Source organism: Aeromonas sp. S8(2024) (genome assembly GCF_041403085.1).
Classification (GTDB): Bacteria; Pseudomonadota; Gammaproteobacteria; order Enterobacterales; family Aeromonadaceae; genus Aeromonas; species Aeromonas dhakensis.
Map to the genome: position 1 here is coordinate 137,619 of NZ_JBGLRF010000003.1, position 24,550 is coordinate 162,168.

Here is a 24,550-nt window from a genome sequence, read left to right on the forward strand (position 1 = left end):
TTACTCAGAGATGATCACCTCATGGATATCCTCACCCACAGCCCGCAGCTCGGGACGGTACATATCCTCCACCTGGGTCGGCGGCACCTGATAGCGACCCGGCGTCACCGCCCGCATCAGGTAGACCAGTTGCTGGTTGCTCCCCTCGCTCAGATCCAGCGCTGCCGTGTAGCGGTCATCGCGAAACTCCTGATGCTTGAGATAATCGTTCCACTCGCTCTGCCACGCCGGTTTCCCCTCGATGGAGAGCTCTTCCAGCTTGATGCTGTTGCCAAGGGCCGGGTTCTCCAGCTCGAAGCCGGCGGGCACCATCTCCACCAGCAGGGCATCGGGCACCGCCGATTCACTGCTGACGTTGAGCCGCACCACCACCAGATCGCCGACCTTCACCTTGGCGGGATCAAACGGCTGACCATCGCTGTTGAACCAGCTGCGGGTCACGCTCATCCCCTTGCTGATCCGTGCCGGAGCCTGTTCGGGGTAACCTACCAGAGTGCGCTGCACATAGAGGGATCCCTTGCCCTCGTTGGTGACGGAGCTCGCCGCCAGCGCCTCGGGGGCGCCCTGCTGCAGCGGAGCCGAACCGCTCAGGGATCCACTGCCAAGAGAGGAAGTTACCTTGGCCTGCCAGTCGACGGCCGGATCGAAACGGGCGAGTCGCAGCAGGGCGAGCCGCTCCTGAGTGCTGAGCCACTGACGATGGGCCAGGGTATCGGCCACCTTGGCACTGAGGGCTGACCAGCTCTCCGCAGCCAGCTTGTGCTGACGCAGCAAGGAGAACTCAAGGGCTTCATCGCGCAGCGGCGAGCCGTAATCCCCGAGATAGTCGTCACCACGCTCGGTCGCCAATGCCCGGCTGAGGGCCTTGGCGGCGTTCTGCTCATCCCCCATGGCCGAGAGGGCCAGCGAGAGGTGCAAAAGCGGCAAACCTGAGCGGGCGTGATCGGCCTGCTGCTCCCAGATAAGACGCAGGGTAGCGAGCGGCGCCTTGCCTACCCTGGCCAGCACATAGGCACTGTAAGCCTGATAGGCCAGTCGGCTGTGCTCGGGGGCACTGCTCCAGCGCTCACCATACTGACTGTCGGTGAGATAGCTTTGCAGCCGGTTCAGCGCCTGATTGAGCATTGCCTCAGGGACTGCATCGCCTGCCTCCTTGCGCGCCAGCAGGTAGTCGGCGGCATAGGCGGTGAGCCACTGCTCCTCGTCGGAGCGACCATCCCAGAGGCCAAAGCCGCCGCTTGGCAGTTGCAACCGCTGCAGCCGTTGCAGCAGGGCGCGCTGCACATCTGCCTCGCTCGCCGCTTTCTTGCCCTCTGCGGGTCTGCGCCAGGCGGCCCGCTCATCGGCCGTGGTCAGCAAGTAAGGCCAGGCACGAGACAGGGTCTGCTCCAGACAGGCATAGGGGTAGTCAGCCAGCGCCTGCCACTGGGCAGCCGGATCCCAGGGGGGAGTGCCGGAGAGGCTGAGCAGCCCCTGCAGGTTGGCGCGATCCAGCCCGGCCAGCTCAGCTGGCGTAAAGCTCATCTGCTGACCGGGGGCCAGCATCTGGTAGCGTTGACGAGTCTGGGCCGGCCAGGGGGAGCGCAGCGGCAAAGTCCAGTCGCGGCTGATGGCAAAATCCTTGCCGCTGGCCGCCAACTGCAAGCTCGCCACACCGCTCGCCCCGGTCACGGTGAGCGGCAGGGTCAGCCACTGCTCCTCGCCATTTTTAAGGGCAAGGGTGCCGGGCAGCTCGCCGTTTGCCTTTAGCCCGCCGTTGAGGGTCCAGACAAGGGAGAGGGTCTGATCCTCGCCGCTCATGTTGCGCAGCTGCACCAGCGCCCGGGTCTCATCCCCTCTGGCGCCAAAGCGCGGCCAGCCGATCTCGGCCACCAAGGGCGCCACCACCTTGACGGCCCGCTCGGCCTCACCCACTTGCTGTTCGTTCCAGGCCAGCGCCATCAGCGCCAGCTCGCCGTTGAAGTTGGGCAGGTCGAGTGGGATCACCGCCTTGCCGCTCTCATCAAAACTCACCTCGCCACTCCACAGTGCGGCGATCTCGACCCGACTCTCCAGCGCGCCGCCCTTTTTCAGCGGCGCCCGATCGCCCCCATAGTTGAGGCGGGCCAGCTTGCCATCCTGCGGCGGGATCACCTGACCGTAGTTGTCGAACAAATCTTGGGCGAAGCGCTTGCGGCCAAAGAAGATCTCGAACGGGTCGAGGGGTTGATAATCGCTGATATTGAGCACACCCCGATCCACCGCCGCCAGCACCACCCGCCCCTGACTGTTGGGGGTGGAGGTGGCTGTCACCTCCAGTCGGGTAAGCGGCACCGCTTTATCCGGCGCACTCAGGGTGAGCGGCAGACGGCGCGCTTCCCGATCCAGGGTGAGCGGCACCAGGCCGACCGAGCGCAGGCTCTGCCCCTGCTGCTTGCCAGCCGGTTTGGAGGCACTGTCTGGCGCGGCGATCTGGGCCGAGATATGCAGGTCATGGCGCTGCCACTCGGGGCTGACCGGGATCTCGAACTCGCCGCGGGCATCCTTGGCATCGCCACCCTCCCCCTTGAGCTCGATGCGCTGCCACCAGCGCAGGCCGTCGCCATCTTCCACCAACAAGAGCCCCTTGCCGGGGCGCGGGGCAACCAACGTCACTTTGGCCTTGTCACCCGCCTGGTAGGCGCGCTTGTCGAGGGTGATGGCAATCTTGTCGGGCCGAGCCTGCTCGCCACCGCCGCCCCAGGCGTAACTGCCTATTTCCACCCGCAGGCTCGATTGATGGCCCTGGCTGTTCTCCACCTCCAATCGATACCAGCCCGCCGCCAGTTGCAGCGTGAGCGGGGTCGGCCCCTTGCCATCCAGCTGCAGGGTCTGCTCCTGCTCCAGATAGGGCTGACTGTTGAACTCGTACTTCCACCCCTCGCCATCAGCGTAGTGCCAGTAGTAATCGCGGTACTCGTTGATAAGGCGCACCTTCACCGCTCCCGCCACCGGTTGACCTTGCGCATCGAGGTTGAGGATCTGGAAGGGGAGCGGCTTGCCCCCTTCCACCCGATCCGCCACAAAGTCGGCCTTGAGCGCCGGCCACTGGCTGCCCGCTGGCCAGCCATACTGGGTGCGGCTGCGATTGACGGCGCGGCCACCGGGTTCGGAAAGCGACACCCGATAGGCCACCTCCAGCGGCCCGAGGGCGCGCACACCATCGAGCTCATCAGCCAGCGAAAAAGTCCCCTGCCCCTGCGCATCGAGGGTGATGTTGAGGGGCTCGAGATCCTTGGCCTGCTCGGCGAGCAGCACGTCACCCAGAGTGAACTCCTGCCACTGGGTAAAGGGCATGGTGGCGCGGCTGATTTTTACCTCCGCCTTGGCCTTGGTGGCACTGGCTGGCGCGCCGTAGAGATAGTCCCCCTGCAGCGGCAGCGTCAGGGCAGCGTCCAGATCCGTGACGTCCCCATCCGGCCCCTTGCCAAGCTGCAGTTTCAGCCGTTCCGGCAAAAACTCCTCCACTAGGAAAGGCCACTCGAAGCGGCTGCCGGCAGAGGTCTTGAGGTTGATGGTCCAGCGCCCGAGCGGGGCATCGTCCGGCAGGCGCAGGCCGTAGTGGGCGGCGCCCAGGCTATCCGGCAGCAGCCGCTTTTGTTCGAGCAGCTGGCCATCCGGCTGCTTCACCTCCAGCTCCACCGCCATCCCCGGCAGCAGCTGGCCATCCTGGCCCTTGAGCAGGATCTCGCTGTCGAGCCGCTCGCCGGGGCGATAGAGATCTCGCCCGCTGAACAGATAGAGCTGCTGGGCCTGCCAAGGCTGGGTGCCGAGATCGAAGGTGGAGAGATCGAGCGCCGCCCCGTCGAGGCGCAGCACCGCCAGATGGTTGCCCTGCTCGGCCAGCAGCAGGCGGGCCCCCTGCACCTGATCGAAGCGGCGATGGCCTTGGGGATCGGTGGTTTGCACCTGCAGCCGGTTGCCCTTCTCGTCGAGCAGGGAGAGCTGCACATCCTTGAGCGGGTCGGCGCTGGCCAGAGAGCTCACGAACACTTCCAGCTGATCGCGGTAACGGCGGGCACTGAGCCCCATATCGCTCACCGCGAAATAGGTGGTCTCCTTGCGCCAGTCGTAGTTGCCAAGGGGCGACATCACCGCAAAGTAGACGCCAGCCTCTGCCAGCTGCGGCTCCTTCACATTGATAAGGCGGGTCTCGCGCCGGTTGGCATCGAGCTCCAGCGCATAGCGGCCGCTGAACACCCGCTTGGCCCGCTTGGTGATCTGCTCAAGCTCCCAGTTGCCCATGCCGGCACCGGGGCGATACTCGGTCAGAAAACGGGGCAGATATTCCGCATCGACCCGGAAGAAGTCGATATTGACCTCGTCCACGTTGACCGCGCTGATGGGCAGGCGAAGTTCCTGACGCAGCGGCAATACCATGCCGCTGGCGGTAAAGGAGGCTCCTGCCTCCAGCGGCCGGGTCTTGAGGGTCCAGCTCTGGGGGGATGGGCCCAGCCCAGCCTTGAGGCTCACCTCGTAGCTCTTGTCGGGCTGAACGTTCGGGAAATAGAGGGTGCGACCATCGTCGGCGAGGATCCACTCCCCCTGCACCTGCTTGCCCCCCTCGCTGACTGCAAGCCAGCTTTGCCAGTTCGCCTTGGGGGTCAGGGGGCCGGAGAAGACCAGCGCCAGCGCAGGGGCATCGCGGTATTGGCGGGCATTGGCCTGCACTACGGCGCTTGGTGCGCCCGCTTCCTGCTGCGCGGCAGCCGCTTGCGTGGTCGGCTCATTGGCGACAGGCTTGTCGGGGCCGCAGCCGCTCAGCAGCAGCGCCGTGAATCCCGCCAGCAGCAGGACCAGCCAACGGCCCCCGGGGGCGGCCGTCTGTTGCGGTGAGGAACGAGAGAAGCGAGGGTGAGAGTCGACGCGGCGCATAAATGTCATCCCTGATTGGCTCGCTGCCAGTGCAGCGCAATAGCCAACAGGATAAGGGATCAGGCTCGCTTGACACAAAGCTCATTGCGTTAAAACGCCGGCGGCCCCCCGCCAGATGCAACAGCGCCGACCCTGGGGTCGGCGCTCGCTTGCGGCTGTGGCGGGTTACTCCATCACCGCCATCTGCCAGGTCTTGAAGCCGCCGGAGAGGTTTTTCACCTTGAAGCCGTGCTGGCTCAGCAGGCGACAGGCCACGTGGCCGCGCAAGCCCACCTGGCAGCTGATGAGCAGCTCTTTATCCTTGGGCAGTTCATGAAGGCGATTGCGCAGCTCATCCAGAGGAATGTGCATCGCCCCCGGAATGCGACCCAGCTTGTCGAGCTCGGGGCCATTGCGCACGTCCAGCACCTGCTGATGGGGGTGACGAGCCTCTACCTCGGCTGCGTGGCAGAGCAGGGTATCCCCCTTCAAGTGGTTGCTGGCCACAAAGCCCGCCATGTTGATCACGTCCTTGGCCGAGCCGAAGGGCGGTGCATAGGTGAGTTCCAGATCCTGCAGATCGAACACGGTGAGACCGGCGCGCTGGGCCACCGCCAGCACGTCGATGCGCTTGTCGACCCCGTCCTTGCCGATGGCCTGGGCGCCGTAAATCTTGCCATCGGGGGCAAACAGCAGCTTGAGGCTGACCGGGTGAGCACCGGGGTAGTAACCGGCGTGGCTGCCCGGGTGGACATAGGCCTTCTCGAACGGCAGCCCCAGCTGCAGCAGCCGCTTCTCGTTCAGCCCGGTGCTGGCCACCGCCAGATCGAACAGCTTGCAGATGGCGGTACCCTGGGTCTTCTTGTAGGTTTCGGCGCGGCCCAGCATGTTGTCGGCGGCGATGCGCCCCTGCCGATTGGCAGGCCCCGCCAGCGGGATCAGCACAGACTCGCCGGTGACGAAGTCGGTCTCCTCCACCGCATCCCCCACCGCATAGATGAAGGGATCCGAGGTGCGCATGGCGACATCCACCTTGATGCCGCCGCGGGGCCCCAGGTCCAGCCCCGCCTTGGCTGCGAGCAGGGTCTCGGGCTTGACGCCGATGGCCAGGATCAGCAAGCCGGTATCGAGCCGGGTGCCATCGCTCAGGGTCAGTCGCAGCCCACCCCGTTGTTCAGTGGCCACGGCAGCAGTTTTTTCCGCTAGCACATCCAGACTCTCGATGGCGGAGAGGCCGGTGCGCAGGCGCAGGTCGATCCCCTCCTCCCGGATGCGGGCATGGAGCATGTTGGCCATCTCCTTATCCACCGGTGCCATCACCTGATCGGAGAGCTCCAGCAAAGTGACGTCCAGCTTGCGCTGGTGCAGCGCTTCCATCATCTCCAGCCCGATGAAACCGCCCCCCACCACGGTGACATGGCGCGGCTGATCGTGCGCCAGCGCCGCCAGAATGCGATCCATGTCGGGAATATTGCGCAGGGTGTGCACACCCGGGCTGTCGATGCCGGGGAAGGGAGGCCGGATGGGGGCCGCGCCCGGGCTAAGCAGCAGCACGTCGTAGGGTTCGCGCCGCTCTTCACCGGTCAGCAGGTTGCGCACCAGCAGGCTCTTGCCGGCCTTGTCTATCTCGATGACGTCGTGAAAGACCCGCACATCCACGTTGAAGCGGCGTTTGAAGCTTTGGGGGGTCTGCAACAGCAGGGCATCCCGGTTGGGGATGTCACCACCGATGTGATAAGGCAGCCCGCAGTTGGCGAAGCTGACGAACTCGCCCCGCTCGAACATCACAATTTCCGCCTCTTCGCTCAGACGGCGGGCTCTGGCGGCAGCAGACGCGCCCCCCGCTACCCCGCCTACAATCAGGATCCGTTTCATCAGCAAGACTCCAGTCAACGACAAATTGACATTAAATTAGTATTTTCTAATTTAGATTTCAATGAAATTTTGTTTGCACCGATTTTGCAGTATTCTTGCCACCCGACAGTCGTTCAACAGGATGTTATCAGTTCATGTCGTCAACCGCGCTCAGTCATCTCTCTTCTGCCAACCAGACACCGCTGTTCTTTCGTCTGGACGTGCGCAGCCAACGGCTGGTCGCGTTGACCGATGTGATGCAAACCCCGCTCTACTGGCTCGATGAGCCAAGGGGCCCCTGGCCGGCCCAGCTGCCGGATGCGCTGCGCCTGCCCATCGAACAGGCCCTCAGCAACGGCCAAGGCGGCAAGCTGGTGCTGCGCTTTGCTGGCCAGCAGTGGCACATTGCCCTCTCCCACGAACAAGACGCCTTCTGGCTCATCTGCCTGCAGACCCTGCGCCAGGAGCCGGTGGCCGACCTGGCGCTACAACTGCCACGCCTGAGCCAGATGGCGAGCCAGCAGCAGTTTGCCGCCATGCTGGAGGCCCTCAAGGAGAGCCTGGGGGCCGATCGCCTCATCCTCTGGCACTATCAGGCCAACGGGCCCCTCGGCAGCGAACAGCTGACCCCGGTCTTTAACCTGGGGGCCGACGACGTGGCCGCCATTCGCGGCGACAGTCGCTACATCCGCGCCCTGCGCACCCGCAAGTCCCTGAGCTTTTCGGAAGCAGCGCACCAGCCCATGCTGAGCCAGCACTACTATCTGGCCAATGCCGGCGTGAGCTCGCGTCTGGACGGTGCCTTGCTGGAGCAGGAAAAACTCATCGGCGTGCTGAGCCTCGAATACCTCAACGCCACCCCGCTGAGCGAAGAGATGCTGCAACTGGTGCGTCACAGCGCCCAGTTGCTCGGCCACTGGCAACCAGTGCCGGAACCGGTCCAGCCCGCCGTGCTGACGCTGCCTGCCGAGCTCACCCTGCTGACCGGCATCGCTTACTGCCGCGCCCTGGTGAGCTGGGCCATGGGCATCAGCGGCGCGCGCATCGGCTGGATTGGCGAGTATCAGCCCCGCGGCCAGGATCTCTGGATGATCCCGCGCTGCGTGCTGGAGGGGGAGACCTTCTCTGTGCTCAAGCCCATCCAGATGGACCCGGGGCCTGGCCAGGAGCTGTTCCAGCACGGCCAGGCTGTCTATGTGGAAGACCTGCCCCTGCGCTATCCCCAGGCCAGCCAGTTGCTGGCACTCAATGCCCCCGTCTATGTCGGCATTCCGCTGCACGGCTCGCAGGGCGCCCCCATCGGCCAGCTCACCCTGCTGCTCGACACGCCACTGGCCGACCCCATGCCGCTGCTCGACGCCCTCAGTAGCCAGCACGAGCGGGCCGCCGTCGAGTTGCAACGATTGGCCGCCGACGATGCGCTGCGGCTGGCCGAGGTGGCCTTCAACACCCACGATGGTCTGCTGGTGATGGATCACAAGGGGATCATCCTCAAGGTCAACCGCTCCTTTGGCCGCATCACCGGCTTTGCCGACGATGAGATGATCGGCCAGCATATCGTCCGGCTCAGGCCCACCTACTATGGCGATCACCTGAAGCAGGATGTGCGCCAGGCGGTGGCGGCCCAGGAGTTCTGGATGGGGGAAGAGCGCTGCCTGCACAAGGATGGTCACCTGTTCCCGGTCCGCTTGATGGTGAGCGGGGTGCAGGATGAGCACGGCGAGATCAGCCACTATGTCTGCAGCTTCTACGACATCAGCCAGGAAAAGGAGGCGGCGCGCCACATCGAGCAGCTCGCCTACTACGACGATCTGTGCGGCCTCTACAACCGCCGCAGCCTCAACGACATCATACAGCGCACCCTGCAGGAGGCCAGCGGCCAGTGGGGCGCCCTGCTGCTGGTGGATCTGGACAACTTCAAGTCGATCAACGACTCCCTCGGCCATGCCTGCGGCGATCGGCTGCTGCAGGCGGTGGTGGAGCGGCTCAAGACCCTGCCCCAGGACAACCTTGTGCTGGCCCGCATCTCGGGGGACGAGTTCGCCCTGCTGTTCAGCGCCCTGGGCCAGGGTTATGTTACCGCCAAGATCCTGGCAGAACACTTCGCCCGCGAGCTGATGGGGCTGTTTCGCATCCCGTTCGACATCGAGGATCACAAGCTGCACTGCAGCGCCTCGGTGGGGATCAGCCTCTTCTCGAGCGAGGACAAGGATCACCTGGTGCTGATGCAGCAGGCCGACACCGCTACCCACATGGCCAAGCGATCCGGCCAGGGCAACTATGTGTTCTTCAGCGAGGCCATGGCGGAGAAGGAGAAGAGCAAGCTGGCGCTCAACAACCAGCTGCGCGATGCCCTGCGCCACCACGAGCTGCAACTGCACTATCAGCCGCAATACCGGGTCGACAACGGCGCGCTCTCCGGCATCGAGGCGCTGCTGCGCTGGCAGCGCAGCGACGGCAGCATGGTGCCGCCGGCAGAGTTCATCCCCATCGCCGAGGAGACCAGCCTCATCCAGGACATCGGCTACTGGGTGATGAAGACCGCCTGCGCCCAATACAGCTTCTGGCTCAACCGCGGGCTGGCCATTCCCCATCTGTCAGTCAACGTCAGCGCCCGCCAGTTCCACACCGCAGGCTTCGTGCAGCAGGTGGAATACATATTGCGCGATACCGGGGTGCCCCCCTCCCGCCTGCTGCTGGAGGTGACAGAATCCGTGGTGCTGGAGAACCGGCTGGAGAGCATCGCCAGGATGCGCCAGCTCAAGGAGCTCGGCATCCTGCTCTCCATCGATGATTTCGGCACCGGCTACTCGTCGCTCGCCTATCTGCGTGATCTGCCGGCGGACGAGGTGAAGCTCGACAGAAGCTTCATTCAGACCCTGGTGCACAGCGAGCAGGACAAGGCCATCGTCAAGGCGATCCTGGAACTGGCCAAGGTTTTTCGTTTTACCGTCACCGCCGAAGGGGTGGAGGACGAAGAGCAGCTCGCCATCCTCAAAGCCCTCGGATGCCAGCATTATCAAGGCTTCCTGACCAGCAGACCGCTCACCGCCAAAGCCCTCGAGAGCCTGCTGGGTGCCCCGGTACCGGGCTAAACATGTAGGATTTATAGGGCTTTATGTAATAAAATAACGGCCTGCTCGAATCATTGGAGTCGTCTATGTCTGTCATTAATCGGATCCCTGCTGTCGAAGTCAGCGGCACCGCCGCTGAAACCAGTGTGACCACCGATACATCCGGGGTCATTGGCCGGATCCATTCCGTTGAAACCTGCGGCACCGTCGATGGCCCCGGAATACGCTTCATCGTGTTCATGCAGGGCTGCCTGATGCGCTGCAAGTACTGCCACAACCGCGACACCTGGGATACCCAGGGCGGCCGCGAGGTGACAGTGCCGGAGTTGATGAGCGACATCACCAGCTATCGCCACTTCATGAATGCCTCGGGTGGCGGCGTCACCGCCTCCGGTGGCGAAGCCATGCTGCAGCAAAATTTCATCGCCGAACTGTTCTCCGCCTGCAAGGAGAAGGGCATCCACACCTGCCTCGATACCAACGGCTTCGTGCGCCACTACGACGAACAGCTCGACAAGGTGCTCGACAATACCGATCTGGTGCTGCTCGACATCAAGCAGATCAACGACGACAAGCACATTCCGCTGACCCACGTCAGCAACAAGTACACCCTGGAGTTTGCCCGCTACCTGGCCGCCAAGGGCAAGACCATGTGGATCCGCTACGTGGTAGTGCCGACCTGGTCGGACGATGACGAGAGCGCCGAAGGGCTCGGCCAGTTCATCGCCGAGCTGGGAGAGTGCGTCGAGAAGGTGGAACTGCTGCCCTATCACGAACTCGGCAAGCACAAGTGGGACGTACTGGGCGACACCTATGATCTCACCGGGATCAAGCCGCCCAGCAAGGAGACCATGGACCGCGTCCAGGGCATCCTCGCCAAGTACCACAACAACGTCAAATACTGATAGCTCAGGGGCTGGCCGGGAAAACGCCGGCCCCTTTCACATCGGGCCTCGCCCACCTGCATGCCGTCACCGGACAAGGATCTGCCATGAGTGAAGGACAAGCCGCCGCCCTGCTGCTCTGGGTACTGCTGCTCACATTCAGCCTGCGTGGCACCTTGCTGCGCACCCTCCACGACAATCCGCTCTACCAGCACCTCTGCCTTGGCGGCGCCATCGTGCTGGTGCCGCTCTGGACCCTGCGGGCCGGCCTGCACGAAGGACTGGAGGTGCACTTTCTCGGCCTCACCAGCCTGACCCTGCTGCTGGGCTGGCGCCTCGCCCTGCTCGCCCCCTGCCTCACCCTGCTGGTCCTCTCTTACTTCGGGGTCATCCCGCTGGCCGACATCGGCTGGCAGGCCCTCATCGGCGTGGCCCTGCCGGTCGCCACCACCTGGCTGCTGTTTCTGGCCAGCTGGGCCTGGCTGCCGCGTCACCTGTTCGTCTACCTGTTCGTGGTGGCCTTTCTTGGCGGCGCCCTCTCCATCTCGGTCAAGGTGGTGGCCAGCGCCCTGCTGATGGGCCTTAGCGACACCTATCCCTGGTACACCATCAGCGCCGACTACCTTTCCATCTGGCCACTGCTGCTCTTCCCCGAAGCCCTGCTCAACGGCATGACCATGACCCTGCTCGCCATCTACCGCCCCCACTGGGTCAACACCTTCTTCGACCGGGAATACCTGGGCCGCTGAGCCTGCTCTTAAGCTTGTTTGTGAAAGACAAGCGAGGTTAGAAGCGATATTCAATGTGGATGGAGTGACTATCCAGACCCGGGTTCTGTTCATACATGTTGGCGTTGGACATGTGCTCATATTGATAGCCAATCAGCCAGTTCGGCGTCAGCGCATAGCCAAGACCAATACCGCTTGAAAACTGAAATGGCCCGCCATAGTCCTTGAAACCATTGCCGCGGTGGCCAAACTCATGCTCCGCCAGCCAGATCACTTCAACCGGGATCCAGACTACCCAGTTACCCCACAGGCACTCAGCCCTGGCTCCGGTTCCTAGTCTGGCAGTGCTGCCATCTCCGACCTTCAACATGCCGCCCCGGGCACCCAAACCCAGCTGACAGCCTGAGTCACCCCAACGCCAAAACATGTGGTGGTATTTCACATCGACACTATAGATATCGAGCTTTTCGTCTTCGGCTGGTTTGCCAAGCTGCAGTGCCATTATGTCATCCTCGGCGAAGACTCCCGTACTGACAGCCATGGTCGCCAGCAATCCTGAAAGCAAGATCGAATTAGCGTTCATCATCTCCTCCACCATCCCTGTTGTTTGCGCCGCCACGTCCAAGTGCAAGCGAGTACATAACAGACATAGTCAGTCAAAAGGAGGTTTGTCAATTGAGTATTAACAACTAAAAAAATCAACATTTCATGTCAAATAGTCTACCAACTCAAGAGAAAGGCTGATTTTGTCAGAACAAATGGAAATATTCGGTCATTATTTGAACAATTAAATAGTGTCGCGCGAAAATGTCTAAACACACGTAAAAGCAAGAAATACAGATCACAAAAATAGAATTTTATTGAGGAAGGGGGATGTATGAGAAAAGTCTTAATTAATCATTTTTTCGCCATCAATACTCACCATGTTCGTGTCAATTACCATTAAGTTTCAAAAAAAACACATATACAACAATTAGTTATATTATTTGGTCGCGTTTACGAACAATTGATAATGCGTGTTGACTCAATTGCAGCTGGTAGGTAGTATGCAGCGCAAATAAAATTAAGCATGACGCACGTCACAGAACGACGTCATATGCACGGGTTGATTACTTGCTTTGCAAGTCCACTTATGTTTGTTGCCATCAACAAGCTACGCCTCGCTATCATCCCCATTTTATTTTTATTCAACACAATCTGCTTTTTACGCCGGGAATATGTCATTGCCGTGCGGTAGCTATACCCTAACAAAACAAATCAACAAACAAATTATTAACACACTGGCAACGTAATATGGTTGCATCGCATTGCGCAATGAATTATTCGCTTTCAGAGCATTGCTGCTTTGCCAAACCTTTATGCTAGAGTCGCCCCTCTTGATTTTCATACGCTGATGAAAGATTAAAAATTGAACACCCCCATTTTATCAACTCATCGCCGAACGTCGCTGGCCGTGCTGAAGGATGTTACCTTCGGCCTGCTGATGCGTGAACTGAAGACCCGTTTCGGCAGTTACCGGATGGGCTACGCCTGGGCCGTGCTCGATCCTCTAATTGCGATTGCCTTGTTTTGTTTCATCTTTGGTATGCGCCAGCGCACCGGTTTCGGCGGGGTGGAAGCACCGGTCTTTATCGCCGCCGGTTACCTGCCCTTTATGATGTTTCAAAACGTGGTCAGCCAGTTGCAATCCGCAGTCAGTGCCAACAAGGGGCTGTTCTGCTATCGGCAGGTAACACCCTTCGCCACCCTGTTTTCCCGCTTTGTACTGGAAACCCTGATCGGCGTGCTGGTAGCCTTTGTGCTTATTTTGGGACTTATCTGGTTTGGCTTTGATGCCATGCCTGCCGACCCGCTGGCGGTGCTGACCGGCTATGGTCTGCTGATGATCTTCTCGTTTGCATTGGGCACCCTGTTTTGTATTGCGGCATCTCTTTCCGAAGAAGCCAAAAAACTGCTTCCCATTCTGATGCGCCCCATGATGTTTATCTCCGCCGTTTTCTTTCCACTGGCGGCGGTGCCACAGAGTTATCAGCATCTGCTGTTGTGGAATCCCGTTGTGCATGCCCTTGAGCTTATCCGCTCCGGCTGGATCGCCGGTTACCAGACCCAAGGTGGAAACTGGTCTTATCTGGCTGGCATTACCCTGATATTGCTCACGTTTGCCATGAGTGCCTATCGCCTCAGCCATCGCCGTCTAATTGCAAGCTAACCCTATGATCACGCTGGACAACGTCACAAAATATTACCCGACCAAATTTGGTCGCCATTACGTGCTAAAAGATGTCAGTTACACCCTGCCAGGGGATCGCAATATCGGCATTCTCGGTGCCAATGGCGCGGGCAAGTCGACGCTGCTGCGGTTGCTCGGGGGCATGGATATGCCGAGCAAGGGCAAGGTGACGCGCCATAGCCGGGTTTCCTGGCCGCTGGCCCTGAGCGGCGGCTTTCAGGGCAGCATGACGGGGCGCGAAAATACCCGCTTCGTCTGCCGCATTCACGGCGTGCACGACACGGCAGCCGTGGAGGAGTGGGTCAAAGAGTTCTCGGAAATCGGCCAGCATTTTGAACTGCCCATCAAGGGCTACTCCAGCGGTATGAAGTCCAAATTCTCCTTTGCTGTGAGCATGGCCTTTGATTTCGATATCTACCTCACCGACGAGATCACCTCGGTGGGGGATGCCAGATTTAGACAAAAGTGCATCGACGTCTTTACCCAGAAGCGGCAGACCGCCAGCCTGATCATGGTCTCGCACGATATGAACACCCTGCGCCAACAGTGCGATATGGGCATTGTGCTGCAAAATGGGCAATTGACCCTGCACGATGACATCGAAGATGCCATCGCCGTCTACCAAAAGCTCTGAATTCTTCTTTTTAAGCATTTCCACGGACATCTATGACCAAAGCCAATCTGACCGCCCTGCTTGAGCGCAAGCTTCGCAAATTCAAGCGGGATCCCAAGCTGTTTCTGATCGACTCCAAGGGCTACAAGGTAGCCCACCACTCCTGGAAAAAGACGATCAAACTGGGCAGTTTTCTGTGGGTTGTCGTCTGTTTCAGCCTGGCGGCGCTCTACTACGGCACCATTGCCAGCGATCGTTATGTCAGTCAGGCCAGCCTTATCATCAAGCAGGCGGATCAACTCAAGATGATGCCGGATGCCCTCTCCATGCTGGGGCTGGGGGGCAGCAATCATCAGGATGTGCTGGTGATCCAGGATTACCTCAAATCCTGGGACATGCTCGAAACGCTGGACAAACAACTGCAGCTGAAAAAGCACTACGAGAGCGACAGTGCAGACCTCTTCTCCCGCCTGCCGGCAGACGCCAGTCGCGAAGAGTTTCTGGGCTTCTATCGTGATCACCTGACCGTCAGCCTGGATGAGCTTTCCGGGGTGTTGACCGTCAGTTTGCAAGCCTTTGAGCCCGAGTATGCCAAACAGGTGGTCGCGCTGATGCTCAAGGAGAGCGAAGGATTCATCAACCGGCTGAGCCGCCAGGTCGCCGTCGAACAGCTCAAGTTTGTCGAGTCCCAGGTGGCTCGCTCTCATGAACGGCTGTTGAGTGAGCGGGAAAAGATGCTCGCCTTCCAGAACCAGCACCAGCTGATCAGCCCCGAGGCGACCAGTACCGCCATGATGGGCGTGGTGTCTGAACTGGAAGCGGAGCTGGTACGCCAGGACGCCGAGCTCAAGCGCCTGCAAATCTACATGAACCCCAATGCCCCGGATGTGGTAGCGGTAAAAGACAGGGTCGATGCCCTCACCCGCCAGCTGGCACAAGAGAAACAGCGGCTGACCGGCAGCGAGAAACAGGCCCTCAACGAGGTCAATGCCGACTATCAGGCGGTTCAGGTACAAACCCAGCTGGCCGCCGATGTCTACAAGACAGGTCTGGTCAGCATGGAGCAGGCCCGCGTCGAAGCCTATCGCAAACTCAAGCATCTGCTGGTGGTCAGCCAACCCAGCTTGGCCGAACAGGCTGAATATCCCCGCCGTCTCTACAACCTGGCAACCATCGGCGTGCTGCTTTGTCTTTTCTACGGTCTGGTCGTAATGGGTCTGGCGACCCTGCGTGAACACCAGGACTGATCAGGAGTGATTTTTTGAAGATGTTATCCCATTTGAACCTGAAACCCAGCCTGCTGGCGCTGGGCCTGGGCATGCTGTTGCAGCCCGCGTTGGCTCTCGAGATCTCGCAAGAAGCGGCCCCGGTGCGCAAAGTCATTACCGACACCCAGACCCAGGATCCTGTCTTTGGCAACTGGCTGTTTCGCGGCGAGTTCGCCCGCGAATCCTTCAACGGCTTCAACCCGGATTATCGCATCGCCATTGGCGATCGCCTGCAGGTACAACTCTGGGGCGGTGTCGAATTTGATCAGCCGCTGACGGTCGATCATCAGGGCAATATTTTCCTGCCCAAGGTGGGCCCCATCAAGGTCGCCGGGGTGCGCAACGAACAGCTCAACGACACTCTGCTCGGCGCCATCACCACCGTTTATCAGAAAAACGTCAGCGTGTATGCCACCCTGGATGTCAGCCAACCGGTCAAGATCTTTGTCACTGGCTTCGTCAAGCAACCGGGTCTGTTTGCCGGTCAATCTGGGGACTCCATCCTCTATTTTCTCGACAAGGCGGGTGGCATCTCCCCCGAGCGTGGCAGCTATCTGGATGTCGCCCTCAAGCGCAATGGCCAGACCCTGCGTCACTACAACCTCTATCAGTTCCTGGTCAATGGCACCCTGCTGCCGACCCAGTTGCGCGATGGTGACATCATAGTGGTGGCGCCGCTGCGCTATCAGACCACGGTCAGAGGCAAGGTGGCGAACGCCAACAAGTTTGAGTTGAGCAAGCCCCATGTCACCCTGGCCGAGCTGATGCAGATGGCCAGACCCGACCCCGATGCCACCCATATCCGGGTGAGCCGCAATCAGGGGGAAGATATCCGCATGGACTACTACCCCATCAATGATCAGCAACTGAACAGCAAGATGGTCAGCTCAGGCGACACGGTGGAAGTGATCGCCGACAAGCGCTATGCCTCCATCGCGGTACGGGTGGAAGGGGAACACGACAGTGCCCAGGAGTATGTGCTCAAGTACGGAGCACGCCTTGGCGATATCCTCAACGGGCTGAAACTGACCCAGGATGCGGATCTCAGTGCCATCCAGCTCTATCGGGAATCGGTCAAGGTACGCCAAAAAGAGATGCTGCAATCCTCGCTCAAGGCGCTGGAAGCGAGCATCCTGACTGCTCGTTCATCCTCCGAGGGTGAGGCCAAGCTGCGCAACAGCGAAGCCCAGCTTCTGATGCAATGGGTAGAACGTGCCAAAGACATCCAGCCCAATGGCCAGGTGGTACTGGCCAACGGTACCAATATGGAAGAGGTGCGGCTCGAACCGGGGGATGTGATCCGGATCCCGCGTCAGACCAACCTCATCATGGTGCATGGGGACGTGATGTTCCCGAACGCCATCCTGATGGACAGCAAGCGGACTGTGGCCGACTACATCAATCTGGCCGGTGGCTTTACCCAGAAAGCGAGCAACTCACGCATCTTGCTGCTGCATCGTGACGGCACTTTCAGCCAGATCGAGAAGGGTGATCTCGACAATAAAGAGATTGCCATCAAACCGGGCGACGAAATATTCGTACTGCCGCAGGTTGATACCAAGTCACTGCAGATCACCAAGGATCTCACCGAAGTGCTTTATCAGATCGCCATTTCTGCCAGAGCGCTGGTGCTCCTTTAATAAATGAATGGAGTGGCCTTGCTGGCCACTCCATTTAAATTGTGAGTCAATTCGTTTGAATAATAATAAAAAACCACGCATCGCATTGGTGGCGGATCAGTTCACCACATTCAGCTTGTCACCTGACGCAGACCTTGTGCAAATCACCCCAATAGATTGGCGCTGGAAACTCAGATTATTCAAACCTGACTTTCTGTTCGTTGAATCGACCTGGCGTGGTTATAAAAATAGTTGGCAAGGAAAAATCGCCAGTTATGCCCACAGTTCGCCACATAAACCCGAGCTCAGCAAGCTGCTCGATTTTTGCCGCAAACAGAAGATAACCACCATCTTCTGGAACAAGGAAGACCCGTTTCATTTCGAACGTTTTGCCGATGCCGCCGCGCTGTTCGACGTCGTCTATACCACCGACATAGGCTCAGTGGAGAGATATCGGGCCCTGCCCCATCAGGCTTTCCAACATGTGGGGGTCTTGATGTTTGCGGCCCAACCGCGCTGGTACCTGCCTGCCGAGCCAGGCGAACGCGGGCCAGGCATCGCCTTTCTGGGGGGCTACTATGGCAACGAGCTGGCAGAGCGAAGCCGGACCCAGGAGGATGTGCTCTATGCCCTGCGAGATCGGGGGCTGATCATTTTTGACCGCTTCTGGCAGCACAACAGTGGCTGCAGTTATCCAGAAAAATTGCTGCCATATTGCAAACCGGCCATTTCGCCGGCGCTGGTTGCCAAGGCATATCGGCAATATCAGCTCTATCTCAATTTCAATACCATCAGTCAATCGAGCACCATGCTTTCGAGACGGGTATTTGAGCTGGCTGCGGCCGGCTGCCCCATTATCAGTACCCCTTCGCTAGCCATGGCGAATATTTTTGGTGAAAGCGTTATTTCCGTGTCAAGTGGCACGGAGGCAAGAGAATGGTGTGTGCAATTACAAAAAGATGCTCAACAAAGAAGCGCATTGGGCGAGCAGGCCAAGGAAATAGTGCTTGCCCAGCACACCTGGCAGCACCGGCTGGATCAGCTCAACCGCGAGCTCAGCCTTTATTAAGTTCAGGAAAACGAAAATCAATTAACTCACACGGGAGTGAATAATATGCCGATGAAAGCACAGCGGGTATTGATCGTATTTGGCACCAGACCGGAAGCGATCAAGATGGCACCTATCGTCAAGGCCTTTCAGGCCAACCGCCAGGTCGACGTCAGGGTTTGCGTCACCGGGCAACACAGGGAGATGCTGGATCAGGTACTGAACCTGTTCGAGATCACCCCGGAATACGATCTCAACATCATGAAGCCGGGTCAGGATCTGACCGATGTGACCACTGCCATCTTGCAGGGGCTCAAACCCGTCTTTGCCGAGTTCAAGCCGGATCGCATTCTGGTGCACGGCGACACGGCCACCTCGTTCGCGGCCACGCTGGCTGCCTATTATCACCGTATCGCGGTGGGTCATGTGGAAGCGGGTTTGCGCACCGGCAACATCTACTCCCCCTGGCCGGAAGAGGGTATGCGTCGTTTGACCGGCGGCATCGCCGATCAACACTACACCCCGACGATCAGCTCGCTGAAAAACCTCATCATGGAGAACATCGCTCCCGAGACCATCTTCGTGACCGGCAACTCGGTGATCGATGCGCTGATTGAGGTTTCCCAGCGCATTGATAAAAACCTGGGCATGAAGGCTGAGCTGGCTGCTCGCTTCCCCTTCCTGGACCAGAGCAAGAAGCTGATCCTGGTCACCGGCCATCGCCGCGAGAACCATGGCGATGGCTTTGAGCGCATCTGCAAGGCCCTCGCCGTACTGGCCAAACGGGACGATGTGCAAATCGTCTATCCCGTGCATCTCAACCCCAATGTACAAGAGCCGGTCAACCGCAACCTCAAGGGGCTCGACAACGTGCATTTGATCGAGCCGCAGGACTACCTGCCGTTCGTCTATCTGATGAAGCAGAGCTATCTGATCCTGACCGACTCGGGTGGTATTCAGGAAGAGGCGCCAACCCTGGGCAAACCGGTACTGTGCATGCGCGATACCACAGAGCGCCCGGCCGCCGTCAAGGCGGGCACAGTACGTCTGGTGGGCACTTGTGATGAAACTATCGTCGCTGAAACGGTTCGTCTGCTGGATGACGAGCTGGCCTATCAGGTGATGAGCCATGCCAACAACCCCTACGGGGATGGCAGAACCAGCCAGCGTATCGTCGAAGCGGTGATCGGCCTGAGCGGCGCCCTGGGTCAACAGATCAACAGCAGCCTGCAGGTTGCCTGATCTACAGATTACATACCTGTCCTTGGGGGCTTCTTGCCCCCTGTTTTACTATCGAGAGCACACAATAATGAAATTTGAAACCATCTCCGTCGTGGGTCTGGGTTATATCGGTTTGCCAACAGCAGCAGTCATCGCCAGCAACGGCATTCGCGTTATCGGGGTTGATGTCAACCAGCATGCGGTCGATACCATCAACCAGGGCAAGATCCATATCGTGGAGCCGGGCCTGGAAGATCTGGTCAAGCAGGCGGTGCAGGATGGCCACTTGAGTGCCCATACCAGCCCGCAGAAAGCGGACGCTTTCCTGATTGCCGTACCGACCCCGTTCAAGGGTGAAGAGCACGAGCCGGACCTCAAGTATATCGAGAGTGCCTCTCGCGCCCTGGCACCCATGCTGGAGAAAGGCAATCTGGTGGTACTGGAGTCCACTTCACCGGTCGGCGCCACCGAACAGATGGCCAAATGGCTGGCCGAAGAGCGCAGCGATCTGACCTTCCCCCACACTGTGGCAGAAGGCCAGACCCCTGATATCTTTGTGGCGCACTGCCCTGAGCGCGTACTGCCGGGGCAGGTGATCCGCGAGCTGGTGGAAAACGATCGCATCATAGGTGGTATGGACAAGGCCAGCACTGCTGCGGCCACCCAGGTCTACAAGATGTTCGTCAAGAAGGGTGAGTGCATTGCCACCGAAGCGCGCACCGCCGAGATGAGCAAGCTGACCGAGAACGCCTTCCGTGACGTCAATATCGCCTTTGCCAACGAGCTGTCGCTGATCTGCGATAAGCAGGGCATCAATGTGTGGGAGCTGATCTCCCTTGCCAACCGTCACCCGCGGGTCAATATCCTGCAGCCGGGTTGCGGCGTGGGCGGCCACTGCATCGCGGTCGATCCCTGGTTTATCGTCAACCAGAACCCCGATACCGCCAAAATCATCCATCAGGCGCGTCTGGTGAATGACTACAAGCCGCACTATGTGGTAGAGCAGGTAGAGCAAGCGGCTGCCGGTCTGGTTAACCCGAAAATCGCCTGCCTGGGTCTGGCCTTCAAACCGGATATCGACGATCTGCGTGAAAGCCCGGCGCTGGATATTACCAAGACCCTGGCCAACAACCCTGCCTATCAGATCCTGGCTGTCGAGCCTAACATTGAGGTTTTGCCAGCAGCATTAGAAAATCGTAATAACGTCAAATTGACATCTCTGTCTGATGCTATTCAAAAAGCTGACATAGTCGTAATTCTTGTTAAGCATAATTCGTTCACTTCTCTATCAAAAAGAGATTTTAAAGAAGCTAAAGTATATGATTTCGTAAATGCTACTTATTAAGTGATGACGTGCTGGGGGGACATCCTCCAGCACGTTATACTGCACCACAATAGCACACTTATCTGATATATTATGGAACCAGGTATGCGGAAGAGAATAAATAAGAAGAGCCAACGAAATAGTACTAAAAGTAGTGATGTGAAGAATTTAAATTTATTAAACGATGGACATGTAATTGGCATTTTTGAAAATAGCGAAGGCATCACATCATTTAGCTTCTCCGTTGATTCATCACTTGGTCATGAAAAAGATGGGATGTGCATGTGCTTTGATTTTCTCGATTCAAAGCCTTCACTTGAGGCACTCAAAGCTAACAATATTAGTAACTCATCTGTACTAGGCAACTACAAATATATTCATATCAAAAAAGGGCATAATACCTATAGTGATACACTAAAAATACCTTCCAATGTAGAGAAAGTAAAAGTTATTTTAAAGAAATGGAAACATAATAACGAGTCTAAAGATTTCATTTCAGCAACAGAGTTAAAAACAAGATCTTTAATAACTAATTATAAACGGGATCTCAACCAAGCATGTTATATAAATACGACTTGGTTAAAAGAATATGTAAACCCTGGTAAAAAACTATCCATACATATCCCATGCTATATTGATGGCGATAGCAACCAGTCTGCTCTAATATGCTTCGATTTTGGTGAGCATACTCTTGATGAAAAATACAAGAACGGAAACGGATTTGGTTTGTCACCTGTCGCAGGTTATTATTTGTATGTCAATGACATTAATGGATTTGATATTTTCAGCTGCAATGTCACATTACCACCAGTCATAAAGACCTTTAAAGTGGGCATTCGGTCCTGGAATCCAAATTCTCGAGTATATTTTAAGAGTACAATTTTCGAGTCGCTTCAAGACATGTCACCATTATCTGGTGTAATTGGTTCTGAAAAAACTGTACCTGCCCTTCTGAATAAAGTTAATAAATTGGAGCAAGAGCTTTCCAAGTCAAATAAAGCTCACTTCAATGCCAAAAACTCAATCAGTTATCGTCTTGGTTCAACCCTTATTAATAGTAAGAAATCAATATCCGGCATAATTAAGTTGCCAATTGAACTATATAAGTTAAGAGAGGAGGTTAAGCGTAGAAAACTAAGATCTAAATCTCCTGCAGCGACCTCAACACAAGTCAGAACTCGTTCATTTGATAGTACAAAGAACATAAAAGTGCTAAGCCTGCTTGACCCAATTTCTCATGCGTGCTGGTCAGCAGTATTTAACACCACACCTCTCTCCTATGACGATTATATTGATCAAATAGAAAATGGAGATTTTGATTTTTTCTTCATGGAAAGCTGTTGGAATGCAAACCAAGGCACTTGGCTGTATGCTCAAACATCCCCAAACTTTTCACATATAAATGCTCAGCGTTTTTTAGATGCGCTATCCCGTTTAAAGAAGAAGAATATTCCAATTGTTTTTTGGAATAAAGAAGACCCAATGCATTATGACACCTTCATTAATATTGCAAAGGAAAGTGACTTCATCTTCACAACTGACACAAATAAAGTAGATAGTTATAAGAGAGACACCTACAACAGCAATGTTTATGGGTTACCATTCGCAGCTGAAACAAGCTCTTGTAATCCTGTTGGTAGAAACAGCATGTGCTTGGGCGATATATGCTTTGCAGGAACATACTACGCACATGATCACGGTGATAGAAGAGACCAAATGGATGTTGTCTTGTCTACACTTGAAGGCCGGAATGGCGTTATATATGACAGGGCCTCAGGCTCCGATAGTGATCGGTACAAGTTCCCAGAAAAATATAATAATTATCTAAAACCAAGTATACCATTTAATGAAATGATGGATACTTATAAGAAATTTAATATTTTCTTAAATGTCAATACCATTACAAATTCGCCAAGCATGATGTCGAGACGGGTTTATGAAATTTTGGCGTCTGGTACACCAATAATCTCAACGACATCTAAGGCAATTTTTGAGCAATTACCGGGTCTTGTTCTTACTGTAAAAAATAAAGAAGAAGCTAATCTGGCTGCAGAAAAACTCTTAAGCGATGAAATATTCTGGTACAAAAAGAGTCACTTAGGATATCGATATATACATGCATATTGCACTTACTTAGACAGAGCAGAATCTATTGCAAAAGAACTCGGTCTCACGGTACAGAGAGCTACCGAATCTTTCAATGTTATTGTATCTGCAAGCGATGACGTTAGCATTAAAAGGATGCTAACATCTATCAAGAGACAAAAACTATACAACCAGTACAATATAAATAAAATAATTGTAATTAATAGCGAGTCTTGCTCTATCTCTGATGACAGCCTTTCAGTTGTAGGATCCCTTGACGAAGCATTATCTATTTCTGATAGTGAGTCATACGCTGTATTTATGAGTGATAAGTATCATTATTTCGATAATTATGTATTTGATTTACTATTGCCGTTCAAATTTACAAATGCTGATATTATTACAAAAGCTAGCTTCTTCAAGATGAAAGATGACAAGCTTTCAGTCTTTAACAAGGGCAGTATTCATTCATATGTAGAAACTTATGACATTTGGCAGTCAGCCTTGTCTATGTCAGCAAAAGAAAACAAAGAACCATCGATATATTCCTGTGATCCGTTTAGCATATTGGAGTACCCACAGAAGCAAGTATCACATCAGGCATTTCTTTATAAAACAAACAGTGTTGTGGGGATATAATGAAAATCGTATTGTTTGACACAATTCTAGAAAGACACTTATGTGAAAGCTTGCAAAGAGCCTTTACAGAATTGGGCCACGAGGTGATATATACAGACCTGATTCTACATGGTCACTCCATGATTTCTGACCCAAAGCATATTGAAGTGATGGAAGCAGCTATTGAAAAATACATTGATAGCTCCGTAGATCTTGTCATCTCATTCAGGCCGATGAATCTTAACAAAGCATTGCTTGCCAAAATTAAAAAACATGCAGCAATTGCAATATGGCTTTCAGATGATCCTGTTCTCTACAAAACATGCTATGGTGAAGTCGTTGATGAATACGATATCATTTTACACTGTGGTAGCGAACGAGTTCTAAGTTTTTATAAAGATAAGGGGCATAAGGCTGGTGTTAACTTTCCTTTCTGGACAGATAATGTCGCATTACCAAATGTCTATGCTCCTGAATACTCTACAACTGATGGTATATTTCTTGGAAATATGCACGGTGCCGTAAGGCACAAACGCTATAAAGAAATCGCTGGCTTAGATTGCAATATTAAAATTTTCGGATTACTTGACAGTGATTTTAATGGAATGCATGGTGGAAACATCAGAGATGGCTATATCAATATAAATAAAATCAGTGAGCAGTTGCAGCTTGCTAAATTCGGAATAAGTATCCCTCAATACTTTGAAAGTTATATAGGCCTTGATGAATACTATTTTGATGGCTTAGAGAACTTAGGCTATTTCCAATTTCCGAGTCGGGTTATTCAATATGCGGCATCAGGATTACCAATAGTAGCTCTCGGTGAACAAGATATGAAAGAAGTCTTCCCTGAGATCGAGGTAAAGAAAACAATAAATGAACTGCGCCCTTATATCCAAGAGATAATAAATGATTATGACTTCGCCTTAGAGCAATCCAATTTAATAAGTAAGCGTTTTCAAAAAGATTATTCAGCCAAGTCAAGGGCATTATTCCTAGTTGATATTATGAAGAACCCTGAAAAAATACTAAGTGGTGATTCTTACACTAGATCTTTATCATTTACCGCATACTAATTTTTAGTATATGTGCCTGCATTGCAGGCACATATA

The 24,550-nt window shown here is 55.9% G+C and carries 15 protein-coding genes; 12 read left to right on the plus strand and 3 right to left on the minus strand.

From position 1 onward, the window contains the following. The gene (locus tag ACB031_RS09525; RefSeq protein WP_371139445.1) at positions 1–4,893 is read right to left on the minus strand and encodes an alpha-2-macroglobulin; all 4,893 of its coding nucleotides are present in this window, start codon (positions 4,891–4,893) and stop codon (positions 1–3) included. A 165-nt stretch (positions 4,894–5,058) separates the two neighbouring features. After that, entirely contained in the window at positions 5,059–6,747 is a 1,689-nt protein-coding gene (locus ACB031_RS09530) for an FAD-dependent oxidoreductase (RefSeq protein ID WP_024942788.1), read from the minus strand. 134 nt (positions 6,748–6,881) lie between these two features. On the opposite strand from ACB031_RS09530, the gene ACB031_RS09535 reads away from it, so the two are divergent. The 3 genes from ACB031_RS09535 to ACB031_RS09545 all read left to right on the plus strand — a co-directional run bounded on the left by ACB031_RS09535 (position 6,882) and on the right by ACB031_RS09545 (position 11,433). Further along, the gene (locus ACB031_RS09535) at positions 6,882–9,821 is read left to right on the plus strand and encodes an EAL domain-containing protein (protein ID WP_371139446.1); all 2,940 of its coding nucleotides are present in this window, start codon (positions 6,882–6,884) and stop codon (positions 9,819–9,821) included. A 65-nt stretch (positions 9,822–9,886) separates the two neighbouring features. Next, positions 9,887–10,705: a pyruvate formate lyase 1-activating protein gene (gene pflA / locus ACB031_RS09540; RefSeq protein WP_371139447.1), complete on the plus strand. Its 819-nt coding sequence runs from the start codon at positions 9,887–9,889 to the stop codon at positions 10,703–10,705. An 86-nt stretch (positions 10,706–10,791) separates the two neighbouring features. After that, on the plus strand, positions 10,792–11,433 hold the full coding sequence (locus tag ACB031_RS09545; protein WP_005299641.1) for an energy-coupling factor ABC transporter permease: 642 nt from the start codon (positions 10,792–10,794) through the stop codon (positions 11,431–11,433). Between the two features lie 37 nt (positions 11,434–11,470). On the opposite strand, the gene ACB031_RS09550 is transcribed toward ACB031_RS09545, so the two are convergent. Further along, entirely contained in the window at positions 11,471–11,995 is a 525-nt protein-coding gene (locus ACB031_RS09550) for an acyloxyacyl hydrolase (RefSeq protein ID WP_371139675.1), read from the minus strand. A gap of 825 nt (positions 11,996–12,820) precedes the next feature. Between ACB031_RS09550 and ACB031_RS09555 the strand changes: the two genes are divergently transcribed. The 9 genes from ACB031_RS09555 to ACB031_RS09595 all read left to right on the plus strand — a co-directional run bounded on the left by ACB031_RS09555 (position 12,821) and on the right by ACB031_RS09595 (position 24,514). Next, entirely contained in the window at positions 12,821–13,621 is an 801-nt protein-coding gene (locus ACB031_RS09555) for an ABC transporter permease (protein ID WP_010634345.1), read from the plus strand. Positions 13,622–13,625: 4 nt separating this feature from the next. Continuing rightward, positions 13,626–14,276: an ABC transporter ATP-binding protein gene (locus tag ACB031_RS09560; protein ID WP_017765952.1), complete on the plus strand. Its 651-nt coding sequence runs from the start codon at positions 13,626–13,628 to the stop codon at positions 14,274–14,276. Between the two features lie 32 nt (positions 14,277–14,308). Continuing rightward, entirely contained in the window at positions 14,309–15,502 is a 1,194-nt protein-coding gene (locus ACB031_RS09565) for a capsule transporter KpsE (protein WP_010634347.1), read from the plus strand. Positions 15,503–15,534: 32 nt separating this feature from the next. Further along, entirely contained in the window at positions 15,535–17,163 is a 1,629-nt protein-coding gene (locus ACB031_RS09570; RefSeq protein WP_042008107.1) for a polysaccharide biosynthesis/export family protein, read from the plus strand. Between the two features lie 55 nt (positions 17,164–17,218). After that, positions 17,219–18,211 (plus strand): glycosyltransferase, encoded by a 993-nt coding sequence (locus ACB031_RS09575; protein WP_231586262.1) that lies wholly within the window; start codon positions 17,219–17,221, stop codon positions 18,209–18,211. 45 nt (positions 18,212–18,256) lie between these two features. Then, positions 18,257–19,432, plus strand: a complete 1,176-nt coding sequence (gene wecB / locus ACB031_RS09580) for a non-hydrolyzing UDP-N-acetylglucosamine 2-epimerase (protein WP_371139448.1) — start codon at positions 18,257–18,259, stop codon at positions 19,430–19,432. Positions 19,433–19,499: 67 nt separating this feature from the next. Beyond that, complete coding sequence (gene wecC, locus ACB031_RS09585) at positions 19,500–20,756, plus strand: UDP-N-acetyl-D-mannosamine dehydrogenase (protein WP_017765957.1); 1,257 nt, start codon at positions 19,500–19,502, stop codon at positions 20,754–20,756. 84 nt (positions 20,757–20,840) lie between these two features. Further along, positions 20,841–23,459, plus strand: coding sequence for a glycosyltransferase (locus ACB031_RS09590; RefSeq protein ID WP_371139449.1), 2,619 nt, complete (start codon positions 20,841–20,843; stop codon positions 23,457–23,459). After that, entirely contained in the window at positions 23,459–24,514 is a 1,056-nt protein-coding gene (locus ACB031_RS09595) for a hypothetical protein (RefSeq protein WP_258116493.1), read from the plus strand. The genes ACB031_RS09590 and ACB031_RS09595 overlap by 1 nt, the downstream gene beginning before the upstream one ends. Positions 24,515–24,550: the final 36 nt, after the last annotated feature.

Excerpts from the sequence above, each read along its gene's own strand:
- ACB031_RS09525 (WP_371139445.1), bottom strand. The coding sequence starts at position 4,893 with ATGCGCCGCGTCGACTCTCACCCTCGCTTCTCTCGTTCCTCACCGCAA.
- ACB031_RS09530 (WP_024942788.1), bottom strand. The coding sequence starts at position 6,747 with ATGAAACGGATCCTGATTGTAGGCGGGGTAGCGGGGGGCGCGTCTGCT.
- ACB031_RS09535 (WP_371139446.1), top strand. The coding sequence starts at position 6,882 with ATGTCGTCAACCGCGCTCAGTCATCTCTCTTCTGCCAACCAGACACCG.
- pflA (WP_371139447.1), top strand. The coding sequence starts at position 9,887 with ATGTCTGTCATTAATCGGATCCCTGCTGTCGAAGTCAGCGGCACCGCC.
- ACB031_RS09545 (WP_005299641.1), top strand. The coding sequence starts at position 10,792 with ATGAGTGAAGGACAAGCCGCCGCCCTGCTGCTCTGGGTACTGCTGCTC.
- ACB031_RS09550 (WP_371139675.1), bottom strand. The coding sequence starts at position 11,995 with ATGAACGCTAATTCGATCTTGCTTTCAGGATTGCTGGCGACCATGGCT.
- ACB031_RS09560 (WP_017765952.1), top strand. The coding sequence starts at position 13,626 with ATGATCACGCTGGACAACGTCACAAAATATTACCCGACCAAATTTGGT.
- ACB031_RS09565 (WP_010634347.1), top strand. The coding sequence starts at position 14,309 with ATGACCAAAGCCAATCTGACCGCCCTGCTTGAGCGCAAGCTTCGCAAA.
- wecB (WP_371139448.1), top strand. The coding sequence starts at position 18,257 with ATGCCGATGAAAGCACAGCGGGTATTGATCGTATTTGGCACCAGACCG.
- wecC (WP_017765957.1), top strand. The coding sequence starts at position 19,500 with ATGAAATTTGAAACCATCTCCGTCGTGGGTCTGGGTTATATCGGTTTG.
- ACB031_RS09590 (WP_371139449.1), top strand. The coding sequence starts at position 20,841 with ATGCGGAAGAGAATAAATAAGAAGAGCCAACGAAATAGTACTAAAAGT.
- ACB031_RS09595 (WP_258116493.1), top strand. The coding sequence starts at position 23,459 with ATGAAAATCGTATTGTTTGACACAATTCTAGAAAGACACTTATGTGAA.